At 42.3% G+C, this 20,307-nt stretch carries 14 protein-coding genes; 3 read left to right on the top strand and 11 right to left on the bottom strand.

Annotated features, from left to right (window positions below):
• From KDU71_RS12530 to KDU71_RS12520, 3 genes are all read right to left on the bottom strand, one after another.
• Positions 1–2,316 carry a glycoside hydrolase family 3 N-terminal domain-containing protein gene (locus tag KDU71_RS12530; protein ID WP_212191421.1) on the bottom strand — a complete coding sequence of 772 codons (2,316 nt, stop codon included), beginning with the start codon at positions 2,314–2,316 and terminating at the stop codon, positions 1–3.
• 124 nt (positions 2,317–2,440) lie between these two features.
• Positions 2,441–3,997 (bottom strand): RagB/SusD family nutrient uptake outer membrane protein, encoded by a 1,557-nt coding sequence (locus tag KDU71_RS12525; RefSeq protein ID WP_212191420.1) that lies wholly within the window; start codon positions 3,995–3,997, stop codon positions 2,441–2,443.
• Positions 3,998–4,015: 18 nt separating this feature from the next.
• Positions 4,016–7,177, bottom strand: coding sequence for a SusC/RagA family TonB-linked outer membrane protein (locus KDU71_RS12520; protein ID WP_212191419.1), 3,162 nt, complete (start codon positions 7,175–7,177; stop codon positions 4,016–4,018).
• 510 nt (positions 7,178–7,687) lie between these two features.
• Here KDU71_RS12520 and KDU71_RS12515 point away from each other — a divergent pair.
• A complete protein-coding gene (locus KDU71_RS12515; RefSeq protein WP_212191418.1) occupies positions 7,688–11,635 on the top strand; it encodes a hybrid sensor histidine kinase/response regulator transcription factor in 3,948 nt (1,315 codons plus the stop codon).
• A 228-nt stretch (positions 11,636–11,863) separates the two neighbouring features.
• Entirely contained in the window at positions 11,864–12,337 is a 474-nt protein-coding gene (locus KDU71_RS12510; RefSeq protein ID WP_212191417.1) for a nuclear transport factor 2 family protein, read from the top strand.
• Between the two features lie 145 nt (positions 12,338–12,482).
• On the opposite strand, the gene KDU71_RS12505 is transcribed toward KDU71_RS12510, so the two are convergent.
• The 6 genes from KDU71_RS12505 to KDU71_RS12480 form a co-directional block, all read right to left on the bottom strand.
• Entirely contained in the window at positions 12,483–13,373 is an 891-nt protein-coding gene (locus tag KDU71_RS12505; protein WP_212191416.1) for a DNRLRE domain-containing protein, read from the bottom strand.
• A gap of 204 nt (positions 13,374–13,577) precedes the next feature.
• The gene (locus KDU71_RS12500; RefSeq protein ID WP_212191415.1) at positions 13,578–13,988 is read right to left on the bottom strand and encodes a hypothetical protein; all 411 of its coding nucleotides are present in this window, start codon (positions 13,986–13,988) and stop codon (positions 13,578–13,580) included.
• Between the two features lie 135 nt (positions 13,989–14,123).
• Entirely contained in the window at positions 14,124–14,579 is a 456-nt protein-coding gene (locus tag KDU71_RS12495) for a cupin domain-containing protein (protein ID WP_212191414.1), read from the bottom strand.
• 189 nt (positions 14,580–14,768) lie between these two features.
• Positions 14,769–15,131, bottom strand: coding sequence for a hypothetical protein (locus KDU71_RS12490; RefSeq protein ID WP_212191413.1), 363 nt, complete (start codon positions 15,129–15,131; stop codon positions 14,769–14,771).
• A 194-nt stretch (positions 15,132–15,325) separates the two neighbouring features.
• The gene (locus KDU71_RS12485; RefSeq protein WP_212191412.1) at positions 15,326–15,844 is read right to left on the bottom strand and encodes a hypothetical protein; all 519 of its coding nucleotides are present in this window, start codon (positions 15,842–15,844) and stop codon (positions 15,326–15,328) included.
• A gap of 393 nt (positions 15,845–16,237) precedes the next feature.
• On the bottom strand, positions 16,238–16,513 hold the full coding sequence (locus tag KDU71_RS12480; protein ID WP_212191411.1) for a hypothetical protein: 276 nt from the start codon (positions 16,511–16,513) through the stop codon (positions 16,238–16,240).
• A gap of 191 nt (positions 16,514–16,704) precedes the next feature.
• Here KDU71_RS12480 and KDU71_RS12475 point away from each other — a divergent pair, with 191 nt between their 5' ends.
• Entirely contained in the window at positions 16,705–17,400 is a 696-nt protein-coding gene (locus KDU71_RS12475) for a hypothetical protein (RefSeq protein WP_212191410.1), read from the top strand.
• Between the two features lie 271 nt (positions 17,401–17,671).
• On the opposite strand, the gene KDU71_RS12470 is transcribed toward KDU71_RS12475, so the two are convergent.
• Positions 17,672–18,772 carry an SGNH/GDSL hydrolase family protein gene (locus KDU71_RS12470; protein ID WP_212191409.1) on the bottom strand — a complete coding sequence of 367 codons (1,101 nt, stop codon included), beginning with the start codon at positions 18,770–18,772 and terminating at the stop codon, positions 17,672–17,674.
• Complete coding sequence (locus KDU71_RS12465; RefSeq protein WP_212191408.1) at positions 18,769–20,298, bottom strand: sulfatase; 1,530 nt, start codon at positions 20,296–20,298, stop codon at positions 18,769–18,771. Before KDU71_RS12465 ends, KDU71_RS12470 begins: the two co-directional genes overlap by 4 nt.
• Positions 20,299–20,307 lie beyond the last annotated feature (9 nt).

Below are 20,307 nucleotides of genomic sequence, written 5' to 3'. Positions count from 1 at the left end.
CTATTTTACGAAAAAGGGTATTGTAAGCAAATTATTATCAGCGGATGAACCACCAACCATTGCTGTAAACTCACCCTCATCGATGACGGGTTTAAAATCTTTGTCCAGATACTGTAACATATCCGGTGTAATTGTAAATGTTACCTGTGCCGTTTCTCCGGCTTCCAGGCGGATTCGGCGAAATGCCTTTAATTCTTTTACTGGTCGTGTAACCGGACAATATTTATCATTAAGGTACACCTGCACCACTTCTTCACCAGCCACATCAGAGGTGTTAGTCACTTCCACCTTCAGCATTAATGATTCATCGGCTGAGATCGTCTCCTTAGATAATCGCAGGTTCTGATAAATAAAGTCGGAATAGCTTAAACCATGGCCAAAAGGAAATAAAGGACCTGATTGAGCATCCACATATTTGTGAAAATAATGGGAAGGTTTATGATTGTAGATGGCCAGCTGATGTCCAACACTACGCGGAATACTAATGGGTAGCTTGGCCGATGGATTCACTTCGCCATACAGTATCTGGGCAAGTGCTTTCCCTCCGAAACTACCAGGCTCCCATGCTTCTACTACTACCGGCACATTTTCAGCTATCCATTCGGTAGCGAGTGGACGCCCGTTAACCAAAACAACAATTGTAGGTGTGCCTGATGCATATACAGCTTCAACCAACTGCTGCTGCAGTCCTCCCAATTTAATATCTGAACGGGCTGAATTCTCCCCGCAGGTTTTATTGTTCCAATCCCAGCGGAATGAGTTTTCACCAACCACCACAATGGCTAAATCAGCTTTCTGCGCTCTCAATCGGGCTTCCTTCACTTGCTTTTCAGTCACATCATTAGGATTATTTCCTACGTTTAAGTAATCAATTCTGGCGCTTTCATCAGTTTGTTGCAGGCCTTCCAGGATGGTGATTGTATTTTCTTCAGGCTGTTGATAAGCCCAGTCTCCCAAAACGGTTTCGTTATGTGCATTAGGCCCTGTAACAAATACCTTCTTATATTGTCCTTTCTGCAGTGGTAATAAACGGCCTTCATTTTTCAGGAGAACGATTGATTTTTGAGCGGCTTCCAGGGCTGTTTGCTGATGTGCTTCGTTAAATAAGACTGCATCAGTTTGTGTTTCACTGGCATAAGGATTTTCAAATAAACCCAGACGGAATTTTGCTTCCAGCAGTCGTCGAAGGCTTTCATTGATACGCTCTTCAGTCAAGCGGTTTTGCTGCACTAACTCCACAATAGGTTCCAAAAAATCGGGGCCATGCATGTGCATATCCATACCAGCTTTCACCGTTTGATAGCAAGCCTCTGTTTGGTTCTCAGCAACGAAATGACGGGTTGCCAGTCGCTCAATATCCATCCAGTCACTCACAATAAAACCTTCGAAGCCCAACTCATTGCGTAATACATCGGTCATCATCCACTCATCGGCGTGGCAGGCAATACCGTTTAACTCATTATGTGCAGTCATTACAGAAAAAACGCCGGCATCAACCGCTGCTTTATAAGGCCGTAAAAACACCTCTCGGATAGTTCTTTCGGATAAATCGGTAGGTGCACCATTAAGGCCATTCACCGATTCGCTTCCGGCAATCAGGTGTTTGGCACAGGCTATCACATTGAAACTATCCGGATGTGTTGTATTTTGCAAACCTTCAATCATGGCAACACCCATTTCGGCTACCAGGAAAGGATCTTCCCCAAATGTTTCGCCAACACGGCCCCAGCGGGCTTCACGCGCCACATCCACATTCGGTGTAAAGGTCCAGGTGGCACCTGTGGCACGCATCTCTTTTGCTGTTTCCACCGACATTTTCTTAACCAATGCCGTGTCCCAGGTACTGGCCAGTCCAATAGGTGTTGGGTATACAGTTGCACCATTTACCAAAGCTGTTCCGTGGATGGCATCAATCCCAATCAACAAAGGAATTTTTAGCCTACTCTTTTGAGCCAGCGACTGCAGATAATTGGCCTCTTTAACATCCACCACATGTAAAAATGAACCTATCATGCCTTGCTCCACCAAACGCTCCACATCACTTGAATGTAAATTTGGATAAAAGCCCTGTGCGTCGCTTTTCTCCATATCTTCCTTGCTCAGGTCTTTTTCGGCCTGTCGCATATGATCCAGTCCAACATACTGGCACATTTGCGCTACCTTTTCTTCCAGCGTCATGCGCTTAAGCAAATCTTCAACACGCTCAGGTACGGGTGCGGTAGCATCTAAATAAAGTGGCTCCGTTTTCGTTTGGTTGTGACACCCCACTATGGATATCATTAGTATTAAGACTAATATATGGTACGATTTAAACATGATCTTTCCTTTTGACAGTTGTGACTGGGCCAGGTTGTTAGAGATGTCAACCGAAGTGACTAACTATAAGCTAGTCACTCCGGTTCATCTCGATATTTTTAATTATAAGACTTTAACGCTTATGTTAGTAGCCCGGGTTTTGGTCTGCCGCACTGATATTTGGATTGGCAGTGATTTCCGATTGTGGTATAGGCATCAGCATATTCCGCGAATTATCAGGTAACTCAACATCACGTTGTACATTGAAATCATAACCAGGATGATTATTGTGAACATCCACCACATTGGTTTTGAAATACTCGTAACCACGACGACGATCATTGAACCACTCATGTCCTTCTCCCAGCAACTCATAACGGTACTCCATCATGATAGCTGCTCTGAATTCCTCCTGTGTCATACCAGTCCAATCTGCAGGTTCCACTGCAGCCACATCAGCCGAAGCACGAGCACGTGCCAGTACCTCATTAACATATGCGTACGCATTATCCGGACCATTCAGTTCGTTTTCAATCTCAGCCAACATTAACAATACATCAGCATACCTGAATGGTACAAAATTCATGTTAGTGTTGTAATTCATCTTTGTATGATCGTTGATATAGTATTTATTCAACCATGGGTAACTCTTATCCTTATTATTACGCTTGGTAAAAAATGGATATGATTTAATGATTTGTGTATTTCCGTTGGCCAAATACTTTACCCACTCAGATTTAAAAGTGGCTGCAATGCGAGGATCATCAGCGTACTTATCTGCATGTAAATCGTAACATTCAATATTTGGTTTGATACGCCCCCAAACTGAGCGACCGGCATTACCATTTGATGCTGTAAATAATTGATGTAGGCGTAAGGTATTTTCTTCGTTACCCATAATCTCAAACACTGATTCCGAGGTAATATTGCTGGTGGTTTCATTCCAGAGCGTGCGATAATCTGCCACTAATGAATACTTACCATATACCTTAATGGCCTCATCATAGGCTTTTTGCCAGTAATCCGTTTCGCCAGCTGTTTTATTGCCTGCCAAAGTCATGTACACTTTAGCCAGCAGCATGTTGGCCGCAGGAGCCGCAGGACGCCCATCGTATTGAGAATCCGTATCCTTAAGCAGAGAAGCTGCCATTCCAAAGTCTGTGATCACCTGCTCATAAACAGCATCACTACTGGCCCTTGGCTGGTTTATGGTTTCAAAAGTTACCGTCTTAGTAATCAATGGCACACCACCATAAATACGCACAAGGTTAAAGTATGTCAAACCCCTCAGAAAATAAGCCTGACCTAAAATATTATTCTGCTCGTCCACATCCGCCAGCTCAACAAGCGACAGATTATCAATGATGTCGTTGGCACGTGCGATTACTCTATAGGATGACTTCCAAACATTCTCAACAAAATTAAGTGATGGTGTCTGTTGAAAAATCAGAATATCATTTAAACTGGCATCACGGTTGGATGTATATAAGCCCGATGAAAAATAAGTCAGATGCATAAAATCAGCACCGTAGTAGTTAAAGTCCGCAATTGCAGAGTAGCAACCATTAAGCACGGTATTAGCTCCTTCCACACTACTAAACAGATTGTCAGCAGCTGGAAATTTAGGTTCTTCTTCCATGGTGCAGGCGCTCCATGTCATTAAGAAGGATAATAGTGTATATATGATATAATTACGTTTCATTTTTCTAAGTTTTCCTGGTTAGAAAGTAATGTTCATTCCAATTAGATATGTCTGTACATCAGGTGTTCCAATCCAGTCAACACCCATGATACTTCCATCGTTCAGGAAGCTGGTAATTTGTGGATTATATCCACTATAATTGGTAATTGTAAACAGGTTACGGCAAGAGCCATAAATATGCAGATTGCTTACAACGCTTGTCCAATCAACCGGAATATCGTAACCCAAAGTCAGGTTATTCAGGCGGAAGTAACTGCCATCCTCAACAATTCTGTCTGATAAGTACTCGTTGTAGGCATACCCAAGACGTGGATAAGTATTGGATGGTGCATCAACACGCCAGGCCTGCTCATAAGTTTCGGTCAGGATATTTTTGCTATTACCTTCGGCATAGGCCAATTCCATATTATATCCATTAATAATGTCATTGCCATACACACCATCAAATAAGGCGCTCAATGTTAATCGTTTGTACCTCACATTCAGGCTAAAGCCATAAGTAAAATCAGGATTTGGATTACCAATTAATGTCTTATCCATATCATCGATATTGCCATCTCCGTTCTGGTCTACAAAAATCACGTCTCCAGCCTGGTTAGGGTTACCATTAAAGGTTGCGCCCTCAGCTGCAGCTGTCTCATCCTGGTAGATACCATTGGTTTGCCATCCCCAGAACATACCAATTGGTTGCCCTTCCATAAAAATGTTGGCTGGCTGCTTAAAGTAAGTACCTGTTGACACACTGCTGCCAAAGTAAAATACCTCTGATGATTCCTGGCCGTTGATCCAAACATTGGTTGGTGCCAGTCCCAGATTCTTTACTTTATTGCGGTTCAACGAAAAGTTAGCTCCCAAATCAATACTAAAATCTTTCTTATTCAATACTAATCCATCAACACTAAATTCAATACCCTTGTTTTCAATCTCACCCCGGTTAATAAACATATTTGCAAAACCATTGGATGGACCCAATTCAATTTCCTGCAATAAATCTTCTGTGTTCTTATAGTACACATCAACAGTTGCATTTAAACGCCCTTTAAAAAAGCCTAAATCAATACCAGCATTGTACTGCTCTGTTGTTTCCCAAGTCAGATTCGGATTAGGAATACGCGCCGGCACATTACCCACAACAGTTGAATTCGTTGCATTCACATAATAGGCTGTATTATAGGTACCAAGCGTTTGGTATGGTGAGATAGCCTGATTACCAGTCATCCCCCATCCCACTCTAAGTTTCAGGTTGTGAAAGAAGTCCAAATCTTTGATAAATGGCTCTTCCATCACTCGCCATGCAAAAGCAGCTGCAGGATAGTAACCCCACTGGTTACCCGGACGGAATTTTGAAGACTGGTCAGCTCTGAAACTGGCTGTTAACACATAACGATCTTTGTATGAATAGTTCACACGACCAAGAGCTGAGAAGATAGCTTCTTCAGCCATAAGAATACTAAATGGACGATAGATTGTTTGTCCGGCTTGTGGATAATCAGCTCTCAGGCTCTTATCCGGGAAGTTGGCAACTTCGTAGATTTTGTTTTGAGTATCTACACCATCGTAGGTTACACCAGCGACTGCATTGATGTTATGCACCTTATTAAAACGGCGGTTGTACATCAACAGGTTATCAATAACGTAAGCATAACGATCCAGGTATGAGTAGTTGGCCAAACCATTCTCTTTCTGTCCAACAAAAACACCCGTGTCATAAAACTTACTACGATCTTTCTTACGGTAATCCAGACCTGTATTGATCTTATACTTCAAGCCCTTCATTATTTCGTAGGTGAATGCTACCGTAGAGTTGATGCGCAATTCTTTTGTTTTATCATCAAAATCGGTCAGCCATGAGTATGGATTAGAAATATCTAAATCCAAATCATCTTCATTAACCTCTCCAATAAGTGGACGATAACCCAAAACCTGCTTTGTAAAGCTTCGATTACCTCCCGATTTGCTACCTGCCTGCGCAAATGTACCATCCTGATACATCATACTTACACGGGTATCCATCTTTAAACGATCACTAATGTCACGTGTGAGGTTTAAACGCAAATCACTGCGTTTGATACGAGTCGTTTCAACAATCCCTTTCTGATCAGAAAAGCCTGCAGAGAAATAGTAGTTGCCTTTCTCTGAACCACCCCTGATAGCCATGCCTTCGTTGTGACTTAAACTCATCTCATACACTTCATCCTGCCAGTTAACCTGGTCATAAAGGCCTCCTATTACAGGCTGTTCATTTTCATCGTATGTGAGTGCATATACCTGATTGCCTTCAACATGGTAGCGAGGCTTATTACCTGATAGTTCTTCAAATTCATTCTGATAGTTGGCAAAACCAATCCCATCCAACACATCAATGTCCTTATAGATAACATTCCATTCTGCCGTTCCATAGGCCGATACTGTTGCTTTACCTTTCTTACCAGCACCACTTTTGGTCGTAATCATTACCACACCATTGGCACCACGCGAACCATAAATAGCCGTTGCTGAAGCATCTTTAAGCACCTCTACTTTTTCAATATCTCTCGGATTAAGCCCAGTTAAGCCATTTTGCTGCGCCTGTATTTCGTTGGCATCAGTTGATGGATCGCTTACCTCTGTTCCGGCAGTACTAATAATAACACCATCCACTACATACAGCGGTTCATTATTTCCTCTTAAACTGTTTGTTCCTCTTATTCGCACACTCACAGCTCCACCCGGGCTACCAGCATTGCCTACCACCTGAAGACCCGAAGCACGTCCCTGTAACAACATATCTACAGAAGGATACTGCCTTGCCACTTCGTCACGCGCCTGAACTGATGCTATTGAACCAGTTACATCACTCTTTCGCATCTCACCGTAACCAACCACAACAACTTCATCCAGGTCAGTTACATCTTCCTGCATCACTACATTAATAATAGTCTTACCGCTTGCTTCAATTTCCTGTGTTTTAAACCCAATAAAGGAATAAACAAGAACACTTCCATCATTTTGAATAGCTAACGAGTAATTACCGTCGATATCGGTAATTGAACCGGTGGTTGTACCCTTAATAAAGATGGATACACCGGGTAAAGCTTCACCATTGGTGTCGGTGACTTTACCTGTTATCTGTTGCCCATTTTGACCAAAACTGATAACAGATATGAATAAGACCATTAAGCCTAACATCAATTTTTTCATCTGCTTAGATTTTTTTCAAAGGTCAGTTGAAACCACCCGACAATCAACAATAGGGGAATAATGACATAACCACTATTAAGGCTTACCGGCTTGTTTCAAAACCTGGATTTTTGATACAATAATTACGTTACAATATTACTGACCGATGATGCGATACAAGATATAGAAATCGTTCCCAAAGGGTAGGAATATGGTTCGGTTTTTTTCATCCACGAGTAGAACACAACAATAAATCATTCATATTCAGCAGAAATCAATCTTCCACATTCACACAAATAACCAATTGTATACAATGGAACCCTCTGCCGAGTTGTTGGCTCTCTGCCTGGCATATGCGCCTGATAGTTAAAAAATGGCATAATGCGAACGATTCTCACTACCTATATGAATCATTTGTACTCCCGACCTGTTCTTTCTTTATTCGCAACTGTTTTCAAAGTATATTGGCAACTTTTATTGCTTATATTTGGTATATAAATAAGGAAAACAAGCTTGTCAACATATATATCTATGCTATTTTCAAAGCGCATATTATTCATCAGCACACTTCTGCTATATGCTTTAACTGCTCCGGTATGGGCCCAATTTAACTACAGTTTTCAACAATTGTCGGTTGATGAGGGACTGAAAAACAGTCGGGTTGTTTCGGTGGTTCAGGATAAAGAAGGCTTTATGTGGCTGGCTACTCATAACGGCCTTGATAAGTTTAACGGGGCCGATATCAAGCACTACTCGCTTTCCTCCCCCGATGGTCTGTTCACCAACGATGACATCATCAACTGCCTGGTGCTATCAGACAAATATGATATTTTGTGCGGCACCAAAAACGGCAACCTGTATGCCTACGATCGTAAAAAAGACAGCTATTATAAAGTACTGCCTTTTGAGCATAGCGATGCTTTATTCAATATTTATGCTATCCTGTCGGAGGATGAAGAGAACATATGGATTGGCACCACCGGTGGTTTGTATCACTTTGACACCAACACCTCAAAAATATCGGCTGTTGAACAAATTACGCAAGGCGTAAACGAAATTACCTCTTGCAATAAGGAGCATTTATGGATTGCCACAACCAAGGGTTTATACCTGCTTAATAAATCAACCAGAACTCTTGTGGCTATTAAAACAGATGATGATCTGACAGATAAACTCAATGGCATTGATATTATGTCCCTGCACCATGACCAGGATACCCTATTAATTGGTACACGGAACTCGCAGATATTAAAATGTCAGGTGAAAGGGCATGAACTTATTTTAATGGCTAGTCAGGGATTTGGCAACAATGAAAAGAACTACCCGGTTACGGACATTATCCCCACACCCGACCGACGACACTATGCTGTAGCACTGGATGGGGTTGGCCTGTATATTACAGATAAGGCATTGGCTGTTGAAGAAACATACATATCTGACGACAACAACCTCAACTCATTATCATCCAATGGAGTTTATGAGCTTTATTACAGCCATGATAATATTCTTTGGGTAGCTACCTACGGTGGCGGTATTAACATTGCCGATCCCAATAAAAAACAGTTTCATGTGGCGCAACACATCCCTCACATCTACAGCAGCTTGCGCAACAATGTAGTTAATGCTATTGTAGAACATGAGGACCAGTTGTGGTTTGGCACCAAGACGGGCATTAGTGTTTATCGTCCGCAACAATCGAAATGGAAACACATACCGGCACTAAAAAAGACGATTGAAAAACCTTTTCATGTGATGTCGATGTGTAAAGGTATGGACGAGTCCATCTGGGTGGCATCCTATGGGCGCGGACTCATAAAGATAAATCCAGAAACGGGTAAGAAACAGACCATCCATAAAACATCGCCCGGCCCCTATCAAACACAAACCAACCACCTGTACCAGGTGATGTGCGATAGCGAGGGACGTATATGGACAGGCGGTATCTGGGGTGGTGTAAGCATCATTGATGAGCAACAACAGAGCTCTTACATGGTTAACATCAGTAATGTGCGCTCCTTGTGCGAATACAACGATAAGGTACTCATAGGCACCCTTTTTGGTTTATTCATTGTTGATAAGGAAACGCTTGAAGTAAGCCGGCCTACCAACAGCCTGCTGCTCAAAAGCCGTATTATTTGCATGAACGTACACCCGACCACCGGTAACCTGTTTTTAGGTACCGATGTGTATGGATTGCTGGAATGGGATATAACTGCTAATACCCTTACACAGTATGATGACACTCACCTGCCATCGAGCTATATACGCAGTGTGTTGTGGGATAAGCAAGCGCGCATGTGGGTCAGTTCAACAGGCGGACTCTCTGTTTTCAATGATTCAACACGGGTATTTGACAACTATAACATCAGCGATGGACTTGCCAATACTGAGTTTTCGGAGAATGCGGCCTGCCTGCACTCCTCGGGTCAGATGATATTTGGCGGTCCAAAAGGCATATCATGGTTTTACCCGGAACAGATCACTAAATCGGCACAGATAACCACACCCCTCATTACCAATGTAAGCCTGTTTGGCCAACAGCTGCAGATACAAGCTGATGGTCCGCTACGCGAGAATATAAATTCTCAAAAGACATTAAAACTAGAACACGACCAAAACTCATTGAGCTTTGAATTTGGGGCCATCTGCTACACCAACCCGCAGAAGGTGAGCTATAAATGGACGCTTGAAGGCTTTGAAGAGCAATGGAACGGTCCAACATCCGTTCGGGAAGCCATCTACTCGAAGCTGCCACATGGTAATTACACGCTTAAGTTAATGGTAACCAACGACGATGGCGTGTGGCAACCAGAGGTGAAGACCATGCAGATTAGCATAGCGCCACCATTCTGGAAAACACCACTGGCTTATGTACTTTATGGGCTAATACTGATAGGGCTGATACTGCTTAATATGCACTATTACCACATCATTATACAGGAGCGCCATGCCTCTGAGAAACAGCAATTTTTTATTTCGATTGCACACGATTTACGCACCCCTCTTTCACTGATTAAGCTGCCGGTAGAAAAGATGGTGGACGAAGGTGGCAAAAGCGAATCGGAGCAGCGCAATCTGAACCTGGTGAAGCGTAACGTCGACCGACTAACCAACCTGGTGAACCAGCTGCTGGATTTTCAGAAAGCTGACTTGCAGAAGATGCAGCTACAGGTGGAGAAAACAAACCTCAATGAGTTTATTACAGAACGTCTTGAATCCTTTGCTCCTCTGTCCACTGAGAAACAAATTGCCGTTACTGCCTCGCTGGATGAACATGCTACTTCGCTATGGCTCGACCGTAGTAAGATGGAGAAGGTGATGTTCAACCTCTTGTCCAATGCATTCAAGTACACCCCAATGGGTGGCCATATTGAGATCGTCACCGAACTGAGTGGCAGATACGCCATCATCCATGTGAAAGATACGGGTGAAGGCATCCCCACCAACCAACAAAAGAATATCTTCCAACGCTACTACAGGGCTACCAATGCCATCAACTCCAAAGAGGTGGGCAGTGGCGTAGGATTAATGCTTACCAAGCAGCTGGTTGAACTGCATAAAGGGAAAATCAGCTTTAAGAGTGAATACGGCAAAGGTTCCACTTTTACAGTGAAACTGCCGCTGGGAGACAAACATTATAACCCTGAAGAGATACGCCATTTTGAAAGCGAAGAGAGCACATTAACCCCTATCTATACCGACACGGTTGAAGTAACCGAAAGCAATAGCACGGGGCCCAAACTGCTGCTGGTGGAAGACAATCCTGAGTTGCTCGACAACCTGGCCATTGAGCTAAGCAGTCAGTACCAGGTGCTGAAAGCGGCCGATGGTGAAGAAGGTTATACGCTGGCAACGGAAGAAATGCCGGACATCATTGTATCGGATGTGATGATGCCTAAAATGAATGGCCACCAGCTTTGCGTGAAGCTCAAAGGTGAACTGTCGACCTGCCATATACCTATAGTGCTGCTGACGGCCCTTGACTCACCTGATTATAAACGCGAAGGACTGGAACACGGCGCCGATGCCTACCTGGAGAAACCTTTTGACATTAAGCTGCTGAAAGTACAGATAGCCAATCTACTTAAGAACCGTCAGCTATTAAAGCAAAAGTTCCTGGAGCCTTCCACAAAGGTTGAGGAAGTATCCACCAACAGCACCGACCAGGTATTTCTGGAGCAGATTAAAGCCTTTGTGATTAATAACATCGACAGCGAAAAGCTGACGGTGGAGAATACCGCCCGTGAACTGGGCATGAGCCGCCCTGTGCTCTACCGCAAAATTAAATCGATGACCGACGTGTCGCCCCAGCAGTTTTTGATGACCATTAAGTTGCAGGAAGCGGCCCGCATCATGAAGGAGGAAGGGAAAAACATTAGCGAAACGGCTTATATGATTGGCTTTACCGACCCTAAGTATTTTAGCCAGACCTTTAAAAAGTATTTTGGCGTAACGCCCAGCCAGTATTTAAGAGGGTAGTACAAGGGTTTAGGGTTTAGGGTTGGGAGTTTAGGTTTTTGGGTTAAAGACAATAGTTAGCTGCAGTGGTTATGGAATATTCTTTTGACGTCGGTGCAAAAGCAGCTTAACTTTACAGCTGATATCTGCAATAATGATATCCTTTTTGAATATAGGGCGGACATTGCAACAGGAGAATAGTGAGTATAAGCAATTAGTTGCACAATAATTACTAATTAAACCTGTGAAATGATGAAAACAATGACCGCTAAGACCAAACAGCAGCTGCTCAGCTCCAATGAGAAAGCTGCCATCAGCGCTGAAATTATGACCTTTATACAAGAGATGCGCGAAGGTATGAGCCAGCTAGATGCAAAAGCTGCTTTTAAGAACTTCATTACTACACCCGAGTTTAACTACATCAGCATCCATGGTAAGATATTGGACCATGCAGGCCTTATAAAAGAAGCCAACGAAGTATTTGTACCGGCGCAAAAAGCACAATACAATTTCAGGGTTGAGCATATTAAAGTATTGTCGCGCGATACTGCAGTAGTCACCTACATTTCCAGTGGCACCTTCTTCTTTCCAGATTCCACCCTACATTTCCCCGATTGTGCTACTTCACTGGTTTGGGTAAAAAGAGAGGACGGCTGGAAAGTGCTGCAGATGCAGGAATCTGTGCAGGAATCGGAATTTGTACAGACGATGCTGGAGAGTTAGTAATAAAGCAAAGAGCCAGTGAATTAATTACTGGCTCTTTATTTCTAAAACTTTGATAAGTGCTTATTGATTAAATAACCCTAAACTCATCAATACATCCATCCTGAGTTGAAATTTTCACAACCTCTCTGAAAACAAATTAGCGTTAACGCTTTATCAACTTATGCGTAATACTTTGTCCTTCCAATTCTAAATGCAACAGATATACGCCTCTGGGCAAGTGAGCAGTGAAAAGCTGCTTAACGCCCTGGCTATATCCTACATCCATTTTCTGACCATTTAAATTTGTTAGGTAACAATTGACTACACCAGCTGCCGGCAGGTTTATAAAATCGGTGAAAGGATTGGGCCCAACAGTAGTTGCTTTCGCCAAATCATGCACAGCCGTTGAACCAGAGTAATCAATTTTCAGATAAGGACGATTGGCTTCAACTGCATCATCCGATGATTTAACACCAAAATATACCGATGCATTATTACACCCCGTTGTTGGTGAATACACCACAAAACCAAAGTTTAACTCCGGATTCTCCTTCCAGTAGTTATAGGCCGAAGTGATATCATACTCTTGCACGCCCAGATTATTAGGGTATGAAATGGCAAGCGGACCAAAGAAGGCCGTAGACTCTTCTGTGGGCAGGTTGTTTTGCACCAAACTCATCTCATCCCAATCGCTGGTGCATAGGTAAAAATAGAAATCAGCTGTACAATTGCTGTAGCAATAACTGGTATGCTCAATATGTGTAACACCAAAATAAACGGCATTAACCTCTTCTGGTAAGGTGGACACATCAAACTTAAAGTAACCCTTATAATCACTTTCATTACAGCTACTACGCGGGCTGGTTAAAACATGATCTAAACCTCCCTTGTTATCTCCAGGTGAATAGCGGTTAACCCAAGTGTCTTTACCACCAGTTAAGCCACCTTCGTCGCTACCATTGTTTGCGCCTGGGCCGGGTTGATAAATCATGATGTTTTGAGCCGACACATAGCTGCCCATAAACAATAATGCCAGGAGTAAAATTGTTCTCATAATCAATACGTATAAAGTTAGTTTGTTCAAATACGAACTAAAGGTAGATGAATAAGTGCAATTAATCCACAGTGATTTTGTGCTTATTGCCAGATATTAGATAAGACCACAAAAGACTCATAATCCGCACCTTAACAAAGAAAGCCGTATATGTATTATAATATTCGGGTCATAAATAATAAGAAGATAGCGAACTAACCGACATCAATCAACCATACTTAAATCATCACTATTTAGATTTAACCACTCTATTGCCGAGTCCTTTGTTGAAAAGATACCGTAATCAATTCGACGCTTGTCCAGTGTTTGATGAATCGTTGAGTACACCACCTGCTCTGGCGTATTGGTTATGATGGCTACTCTCTTTTCTTGTGCCAGTGCATCAATAGGAGCAACAAATGCCAGGTACTCCTTCATGCGTTTCTCCATTTCTTTGGAAAAAACAATATCAACAGCTCTGATATCAATTATATAGCTATAGTTTGGATTGAAATCTTTATCTGCTATCTGCTGTGTTTTAAAACTGATGTAGTCATTTAGTTTGACAGGTCCCTTTAATACCTCAACCACCAGCTCCTTGTCTTTAATGATAGTGTATTTTAAGGTTATATCCATTGTACCACAGCCAGTTTAATCATTCAGTATTTCAATAACTGCTGCTGAACGAAATTGTTTAAAACACCGGCTGCATTTTTTAATAAGTACAGGTTGTTATGTGAATGGTGGTCGAACCATTTAGCCATAAAACGATTACAAATCTTTATAGGAACACATCTTATCTTGCCCTGATTCGCCTGAGAATAGTTCAATTTTATTATCGGCGGGCATAAATACAACATCAGGAAGGTTGACTGTTCCAAAGTCTAAATATCTTAGTGTTTCGCTATCGGATGTATTCTTCAATTGATGCACTCCTTTTTCACCAGCCGGAAACCTGAGCACATCGCCAGGCTTCACTTGTAACACTTCGCTGCCTGTTAGCACCTCTCCTTGCCCCGCAATAATATAAAAGACCTCCTCGTTGCAGGTATGATAATGAAGTGGCCAATTGGCTTTACCCGGCGGAATCTCATAAATATCGCAATACAGTTTATTAAGGTGTTTATCATCAATCAGTCTTTTCCTATTATGCGCTATCTCATCCCCTTTCGACCAGGTATTTGATTCCACTTCCTGCTCGTTGTTTGCAAATATTTTGTATTTCATTGATGTCTGGTTTTTAAGTTGTCAATTCGGCTATTGTGGGCAGTTACTTTTCATTGTAAGAAAGGCTATACCCCAGCTAAGCGAAGTCCTCAACTTCGTTTAATTTAACTGGTAGTTTAAAACTACCTTTTTGTTTCGACGTAATTACAAATTACGCCGAGCGGGGGACATTCTGAAAACCTAATTCTGTTAATTCACTTTCTTCTTAAGATTCACAAATAGAATAATCGTAGCCCATGTTAAAAGCAATAGTTGAGAAACTGAAGCAACCTTTGTTGTTAAATCTGTTATGTGTCCAGTCAATATTGCTGTAACTTCAATTAGGTATAGAACAAGTAGCAACAAAGTAAAATACTTAGTCCATTTATAACCTTGTCTTACAAGAAATCCAACACCTCCAACTAGTAAAATATTAATAACAACTAAATAAATTGGATTTACTTCATTTTTAGAAATTAAGGGTACAACTAACTGTAAAAAAAAGATGAGTCCTGCAACAATAAAAATTAGATTTGAGGATTTTCCATAATTTAAATTAACGGTATTGTTCATGATATAAAATTTGGGTTATTATTGTTTGTTATTACTTTTATGTGCGGAATAGCAAATGTACAACGGCTCGAATATGCAGAGTGCGAGGTTTTAGGCGCTTCGCTATCAAACCGCTACTTGATTTATTAAATACTTTAATGTGCAAATTAACTGAATCGTCCTGCATTATGTATATATTATTGTAGCATTTGTATCTATCTTACCAATTTATATGATTCATCTACTTCTTTAATCAATAATTCCATATTTAGGTAATAATTCAGATAAATTTCCATGTACTTTTTTAGAGTCTTTTCTTCTGTAGATAAATCCTCTTTATTTGAAATAGATGATAAGTCAATTCCATCTTCTTTCTTTTGTATCAGTTTTTGCCTTAAGTCTTCAAATTCGTTGATTTTATTATAAATCTTTCTAATCTTTCTGAATTCAGAAGATTTCATTCGAACTAAACTCACTTTATATGTTTCAAAATCAGATGGACTGTCTATAAGTTTGTTTTGTATAACATCAACACTTAATGTTCCATTTTGGTCAAGTGCCTGTTTTCTAATATCGACGAGTATATACTTCATTTGCTCAAGTTCAATAGAGACAAAGCGTTTAGCGCTTTTTAATGTACGATTGTCTTGAATATTCATTGTCAGAATTGCTCCTAGTATAGTAATTCCAGCTCCGACAACAGCACTAATAATAATTTCCCAAAATTTTGTCATAAATAGATTCTTAGATTTTATTTATTCGTATACTGTCATTTCCTTATAAACGCCAACCAATCGATATACAACATCCAATACCGTATATCAAAAGCACCATTTGTTTTTATAAAACTAGTAAAAAAGCATAATAGCACTACATAATTGTGGTATTTAATAATTAAAAATCATTTTAATTAACAGTACACATTGTTTATTGTAAATTTTATTTTATCTTCATCGTCAGTTTTGGTGCTCCTACAACATCAGTAACTGCCATCGGACATTAACTAATCGGTATTTTAAAGAATTAAACAGCTAAGCCACTAGCAGGTTTTGCGCCGTTCTTTGACATACTGACCCCTTCTGCATTACACATCAAGGCAATACACCCTAATAAAGTGTATATATCCATTAATTTTGAGGGCTATTATTGCTCCATGCATTATTACCAGCCAACTCAAGCTTATTGACCAACGTTCCAGGTTCGATAACACCAATCAATAGATTGCTGCCTCTGCACCAGCTTACGTTAAAGACCAACACCACCTGATTGACACTCAACCAACTCTGATTAACATTCAACCAGTAGTGATTAAGGCTCCACCAGGTCATTTTAACACTCCACCATCCATTGTTAGCATTGCACCAATCATTGTTAAGGCTCCACCACTTTAAGTTAGCATTCAACCAACTCTGAATAACATTCAGGCAGTTCTTGTTAGCTATCCACCATTGTGCGGAACATTAACTAAGGCTTGTTGAGGCTTAACAATCACCGTTTAGCTATTAACTAAATGGCGTGCAAAACCAACTTAGCATAAACTGATGTATTATTTGACTATAACTACCTATTTAATCATTTAACTAAATTTAAAACTATGACGAAACTTATTAGAGTATTCAATTTACAGGATGCGGTGCTGCAGCAGCATGGCAAAAATGTTTCGGAAGTCATATCCGAAGACATTGAGCAATTCAAAGCATTTGACTCCACCTTCAGCGAGAGTTATCCCGAACTACTTAAGACAGCGCTGGATTCGGTACTGGGCTCAAGCAGTGATATGGTGGTAATTGATGAGATGGCTGAAAAAACACAGGCCGTACACGATGCCATGGCTGCTTGTAACACGGCCTTCCGCACCATCCAATTTTTTATCAAAAAAGCTTTCCCAGGTAATAAGGCTGTGCACAATCAGTTTGGCTTTAATGACATTAGAAAAGCACGTCAAAGCCAGGGTAATATGCTCAGATTTATGAATGACTTTACCAGGGTGACGGCCAGCTATAAAACAGAACTGATAACAGCTGGCTGCAGCGAGCCACTGATTGACAGCCTGCCGCAGTTATATGCCAACCTACAAGAGGCCGAAACAGCGCAGGAACTGTTTAAAAAGGAACGCGGCCTGCTAACACAAGAGCGTGTTGAAAAGCTGAACGAGCTTTACCGCTTGCTGACGCCTGTAAGCGAAATGGCACAAATTATTTATGCCGATGACGAAGCGCGCCGTGCCCGTTATTCCCTGCCTAGCCCCAAGTCGTCGACCAACAGTGCCGATGACCTGATAGTATCGTAGCTTCATACGTTGTTTTGCTAATATCCCAGCCCGTCAGGTACCTTTAGCCTGGCGGGTTTTTTAGTGTTTACAAACTGACTGAATGTAGTGCCGCTCGCCCTGCGGATTTCTCCCCAAGGGGAGAATGTGTTCCAGACTAATCCTTTCTTTCACTCATTGAGTGAGTCCCATGCTGCGTTGATGAGCAGGTAATTACTATAAAAACAAAATCCCGAAGTTAAATGAATAACCCCGGGATGAATTGGTACAGTTAGTAATAAATAATATTGCCTTACGGCATCAGTAGCGCCTCCAGCTCTTTGGCAAACAAAGCAGCGCCTTCAATGCTGAAGTGCACTTTATCTGTTAACACATCGGCCCTTAAGTTGGCTTCCGAAGTAATCTTATCGCCTTCTATCAGGTGCAGACGACTATCGCCTTCGGACTGTAACTGGTACACCAGGTGCTTTAAGGCCTTACGGAAATCATCGGGTGTAAGGCCAGTGCGCTCATTGCCGGTTGCCCGTGTATGCGTCAGGGTAATACAATAAATATTGGCCTTTGGCTGGTTATGCCTTATCTCCTTCAGATAACTCAGGTAAGAAGTTGTAAAGTTCTCCACCGTCTTATCATTAAACATCAGGTCGTTGTAACCAATCAGGATGCTTATCACATCAGCCTGGGGCATTTCGGCCGTCATGCGTGCAATGGCCGGTGATATTTTGGCGCCGCCAACCGCCAGGTTATAGTAGTCCCACCCCCTGGCTTTAGCCAACAAGTATGGATAGGTCAGAAAAGTGGCTGAGCCCTGTCCCACGCCATGTGTGATGCTGTTACCTACTGCCAGGTAAACAGGCTGATTGGGCTCCTCAACTGGCAACAAAGCTGCATCCTCTTCCAGTTCCATTTTTACCAGGCCCACATTGGCAAAGCTAGGCATCGTCACTTCAAATAATGTGGCTGCTTCATCAAAGCGATTGTCAATGGTCAGTACCATCTCTTCCTTGGCCTTATCGCCCTTAAAGGCAAACGTCTCTTCGTGCGCCCCGTTCTGATAAACGGCAAACTCAGCACCTCTGTTTTGTCCGGGCAGTGCTTTAAATACCAGTACTACCTTCGAGCTATTTGTTTTAAACAGCAAACGGATACCACTGTTGGTGCGTGCCTTATCGGCATTGAACAGAGCTTCGCTGAGTGGCGCCTCAAGTGTTGCCTCCGAGAAGCGTGAGAAGGCCAGCAGACCATCCTGCTTATACACATAATTGGCTCCTTTTACCACAATCAGGTCACTACACACATCGGCTTCCACCAGCTTGTCCTGGGCATCAGCTGTTTTACAGGCTATTATTAGTCCTGCTATCAGCAGCCACGCTGTTATATGCATCCATTTCATTGGGCCTGATTGTTTAAAATAGTGAATAGCTGTCGCTCCATTTCTTGCTTCAGTGCTTTGTGCGCCTCATCATCGGCCAATGAAACAGTTTCAAGCGGGTCGTTGATGTAATCATATAATTCGGCACCCACAATTTTAGGCTGCTCGTAAACACGCTGTTTGCGAAAGGCACCTTGCAACCATACCGTATAGCGGTAACGCTGGTTACGAATGGTGTAACCCATTATATTATTACCTCGCGGAAACTGGCTGATGGCATAATCCTTCACTGTTGTCTCAGCGTGTTGCAATGCTGGCAGCAGACTTACCCCATCCAGGTGTTCTTCGAGTGGTAAGCCACTCAGCTCACAAAGCGTTGGATAAACATCCACAAACTCAGCCATGGTTGATGCCACTTGCCCTTGACTCACCTGCGGAGCCGCAATGATTAATGGCGCCTTCACCGCCTGCTCAAAATTAGAGTGCTTGCACCATAAGCCATGATCGCCCAGGTGCCAGCCATGATCACCCCACAATACAATCACAGTATTTTCACGCAGTCCTAGCTCATCCAGTTTTTCAAGCACTTTACCTATCTGCGCATCCACATAGCTCACACTGGCCCTATAGCCATGTATCAACTCCTTCTGCTTATCAACAGGCACCTGTCCCTGCTGTGGTATATCTGAGTAATTGCGTAATTCGCCCCAGGTATGGTAGGCATATTCAGGAGCTCCCTTGGCCTTATCCATAAAGGCCGCCTGCTCAATGCTTGCCCTGTCATACATATCCCAGTATTTTTTAGGTGCGGCAAAAGGCAGGTGAGGTTTATGAAATCCCAATGCTAAAAAGAAGGGTTTATTATCAGCACTCATCTCTTCCAGCAAAGCCATACCTTTGACGGCTACTGCTCCATCTTCGTAGGCATCATCAGGCACATCAAGGCATTCCACCGATGGCGACAAACCTTTGCTTTTCAGATACTGATTGGTGGCTTTCCAGTCCAGCTTTTGCTTACGGCTTTCGCGATAGGCCTTATGAATAGCTTTTGCCTGGTACTTACCATTGGCCGGATACTGATAGCCATCGGCATAGCGCAGGTGTTTATCTTCCTTATATGGGATGGTCCATGAGCCTGGATCATTATTTTTAGCCCCGTGCATCAGTTTGCCCACCCCGGCCGTTTGATAGCCATGTTGCATAAAATACTGGGGCAAGGTCACCACATCGGGATTCACATCGCGCATATTGGTTTTTAAGTCCCACACCCTGGTCTGGTCGGGACGCAAGCCGCTGAATATACTCACCCGTGAGGGCGCACACACAGCCTGCTGGCAATAGGCATTTTCAAACAACACACCTTGCTTAGCCAGTGCATCGATATTAGGACTAATAATAGCCTTATCGCCATAGCAACCCAGCATGGGCTTTAAATCATCCACCGCAATAAAAAGCACGTTGGTATGCTGCTGTTTTTGTGCCTTACAGCTGGCTGCCAAATTCAATAGAACGGCCAGCATTATAATTACCTTACTAAATTTTTTCATTTCAAACAG

Origin of the sequence: Carboxylicivirga sediminis, assembly GCF_018156225.1 — a bacterium.
Lineage (GTDB): Bacteria > Bacteroidota > Bacteroidia > Bacteroidales > Marinilabiliaceae > Carboxylicivirga > Carboxylicivirga sediminis.
This window is presented reverse-complemented; position numbering and strand designations above follow the sequence as displayed.

Coding starts and splice junctions, on each gene's coding strand:
- KDU71_RS12530 (WP_212191421.1), bottom strand. CDS start 2,316: ATGTTTAAATCGTACCATATATTAGTCTTAATACTAATGATATCCATA.
- KDU71_RS12525 (WP_212191420.1), bottom strand. CDS start 3,997: ATGAAACGTAATTATATCATATATACACTATTATCCTTCTTAATGACA.
- KDU71_RS12520 (WP_212191419.1), bottom strand. CDS start 7,177: ATGAAAAAATTGATGTTAGGCTTAATGGTCTTATTCATATCTGTTATC.
- KDU71_RS12515 (WP_212191418.1), top strand. CDS start 7,688: ATGCTATTTTCAAAGCGCATATTATTCATCAGCACACTTCTGCTATAT.
- KDU71_RS12510 (WP_212191417.1), top strand. CDS start 11,864: ATGATGAAAACAATGACCGCTAAGACCAAACAGCAGCTGCTCAGCTCC.
- KDU71_RS12505 (WP_212191416.1), bottom strand. CDS start 13,373: ATGAGAACAATTTTACTCCTGGCATTATTGTTTATGGGCAGCTATGTG.
- KDU71_RS12500 (WP_212191415.1), bottom strand. CDS start 13,988: ATGGATATAACCTTAAAATACACTATCATTAAAGACAAGGAGCTGGTG.
- KDU71_RS12495 (WP_212191414.1), bottom strand. CDS start 14,579: ATGAAATACAAAATATTTGCAAACAACGAGCAGGAAGTGGAATCAAAT.
- KDU71_RS12490 (WP_212191413.1), bottom strand. CDS start 15,131: ATGAACAATACCGTTAATTTAAATTATGGAAAATCCTCAAATCTAATT.
- KDU71_RS12485 (WP_212191412.1), bottom strand. CDS start 15,844: ATGACAAAATTTTGGGAAATTATTATTAGTGCTGTTGTCGGAGCTGGA.
- KDU71_RS12475 (WP_212191410.1), top strand. CDS start 16,705: ATGACGAAACTTATTAGAGTATTCAATTTACAGGATGCGGTGCTGCAG.
- KDU71_RS12470 (WP_212191409.1), bottom strand. CDS start 18,772: ATGAAATGGATGCATATAACAGCGTGGCTGCTGATAGCAGGACTAATA.
- KDU71_RS12465 (WP_212191408.1), bottom strand. CDS start 20,298: ATGAAAAAATTTAGTAAGGTAATTATAATGCTGGCCGTTCTATTGAAT.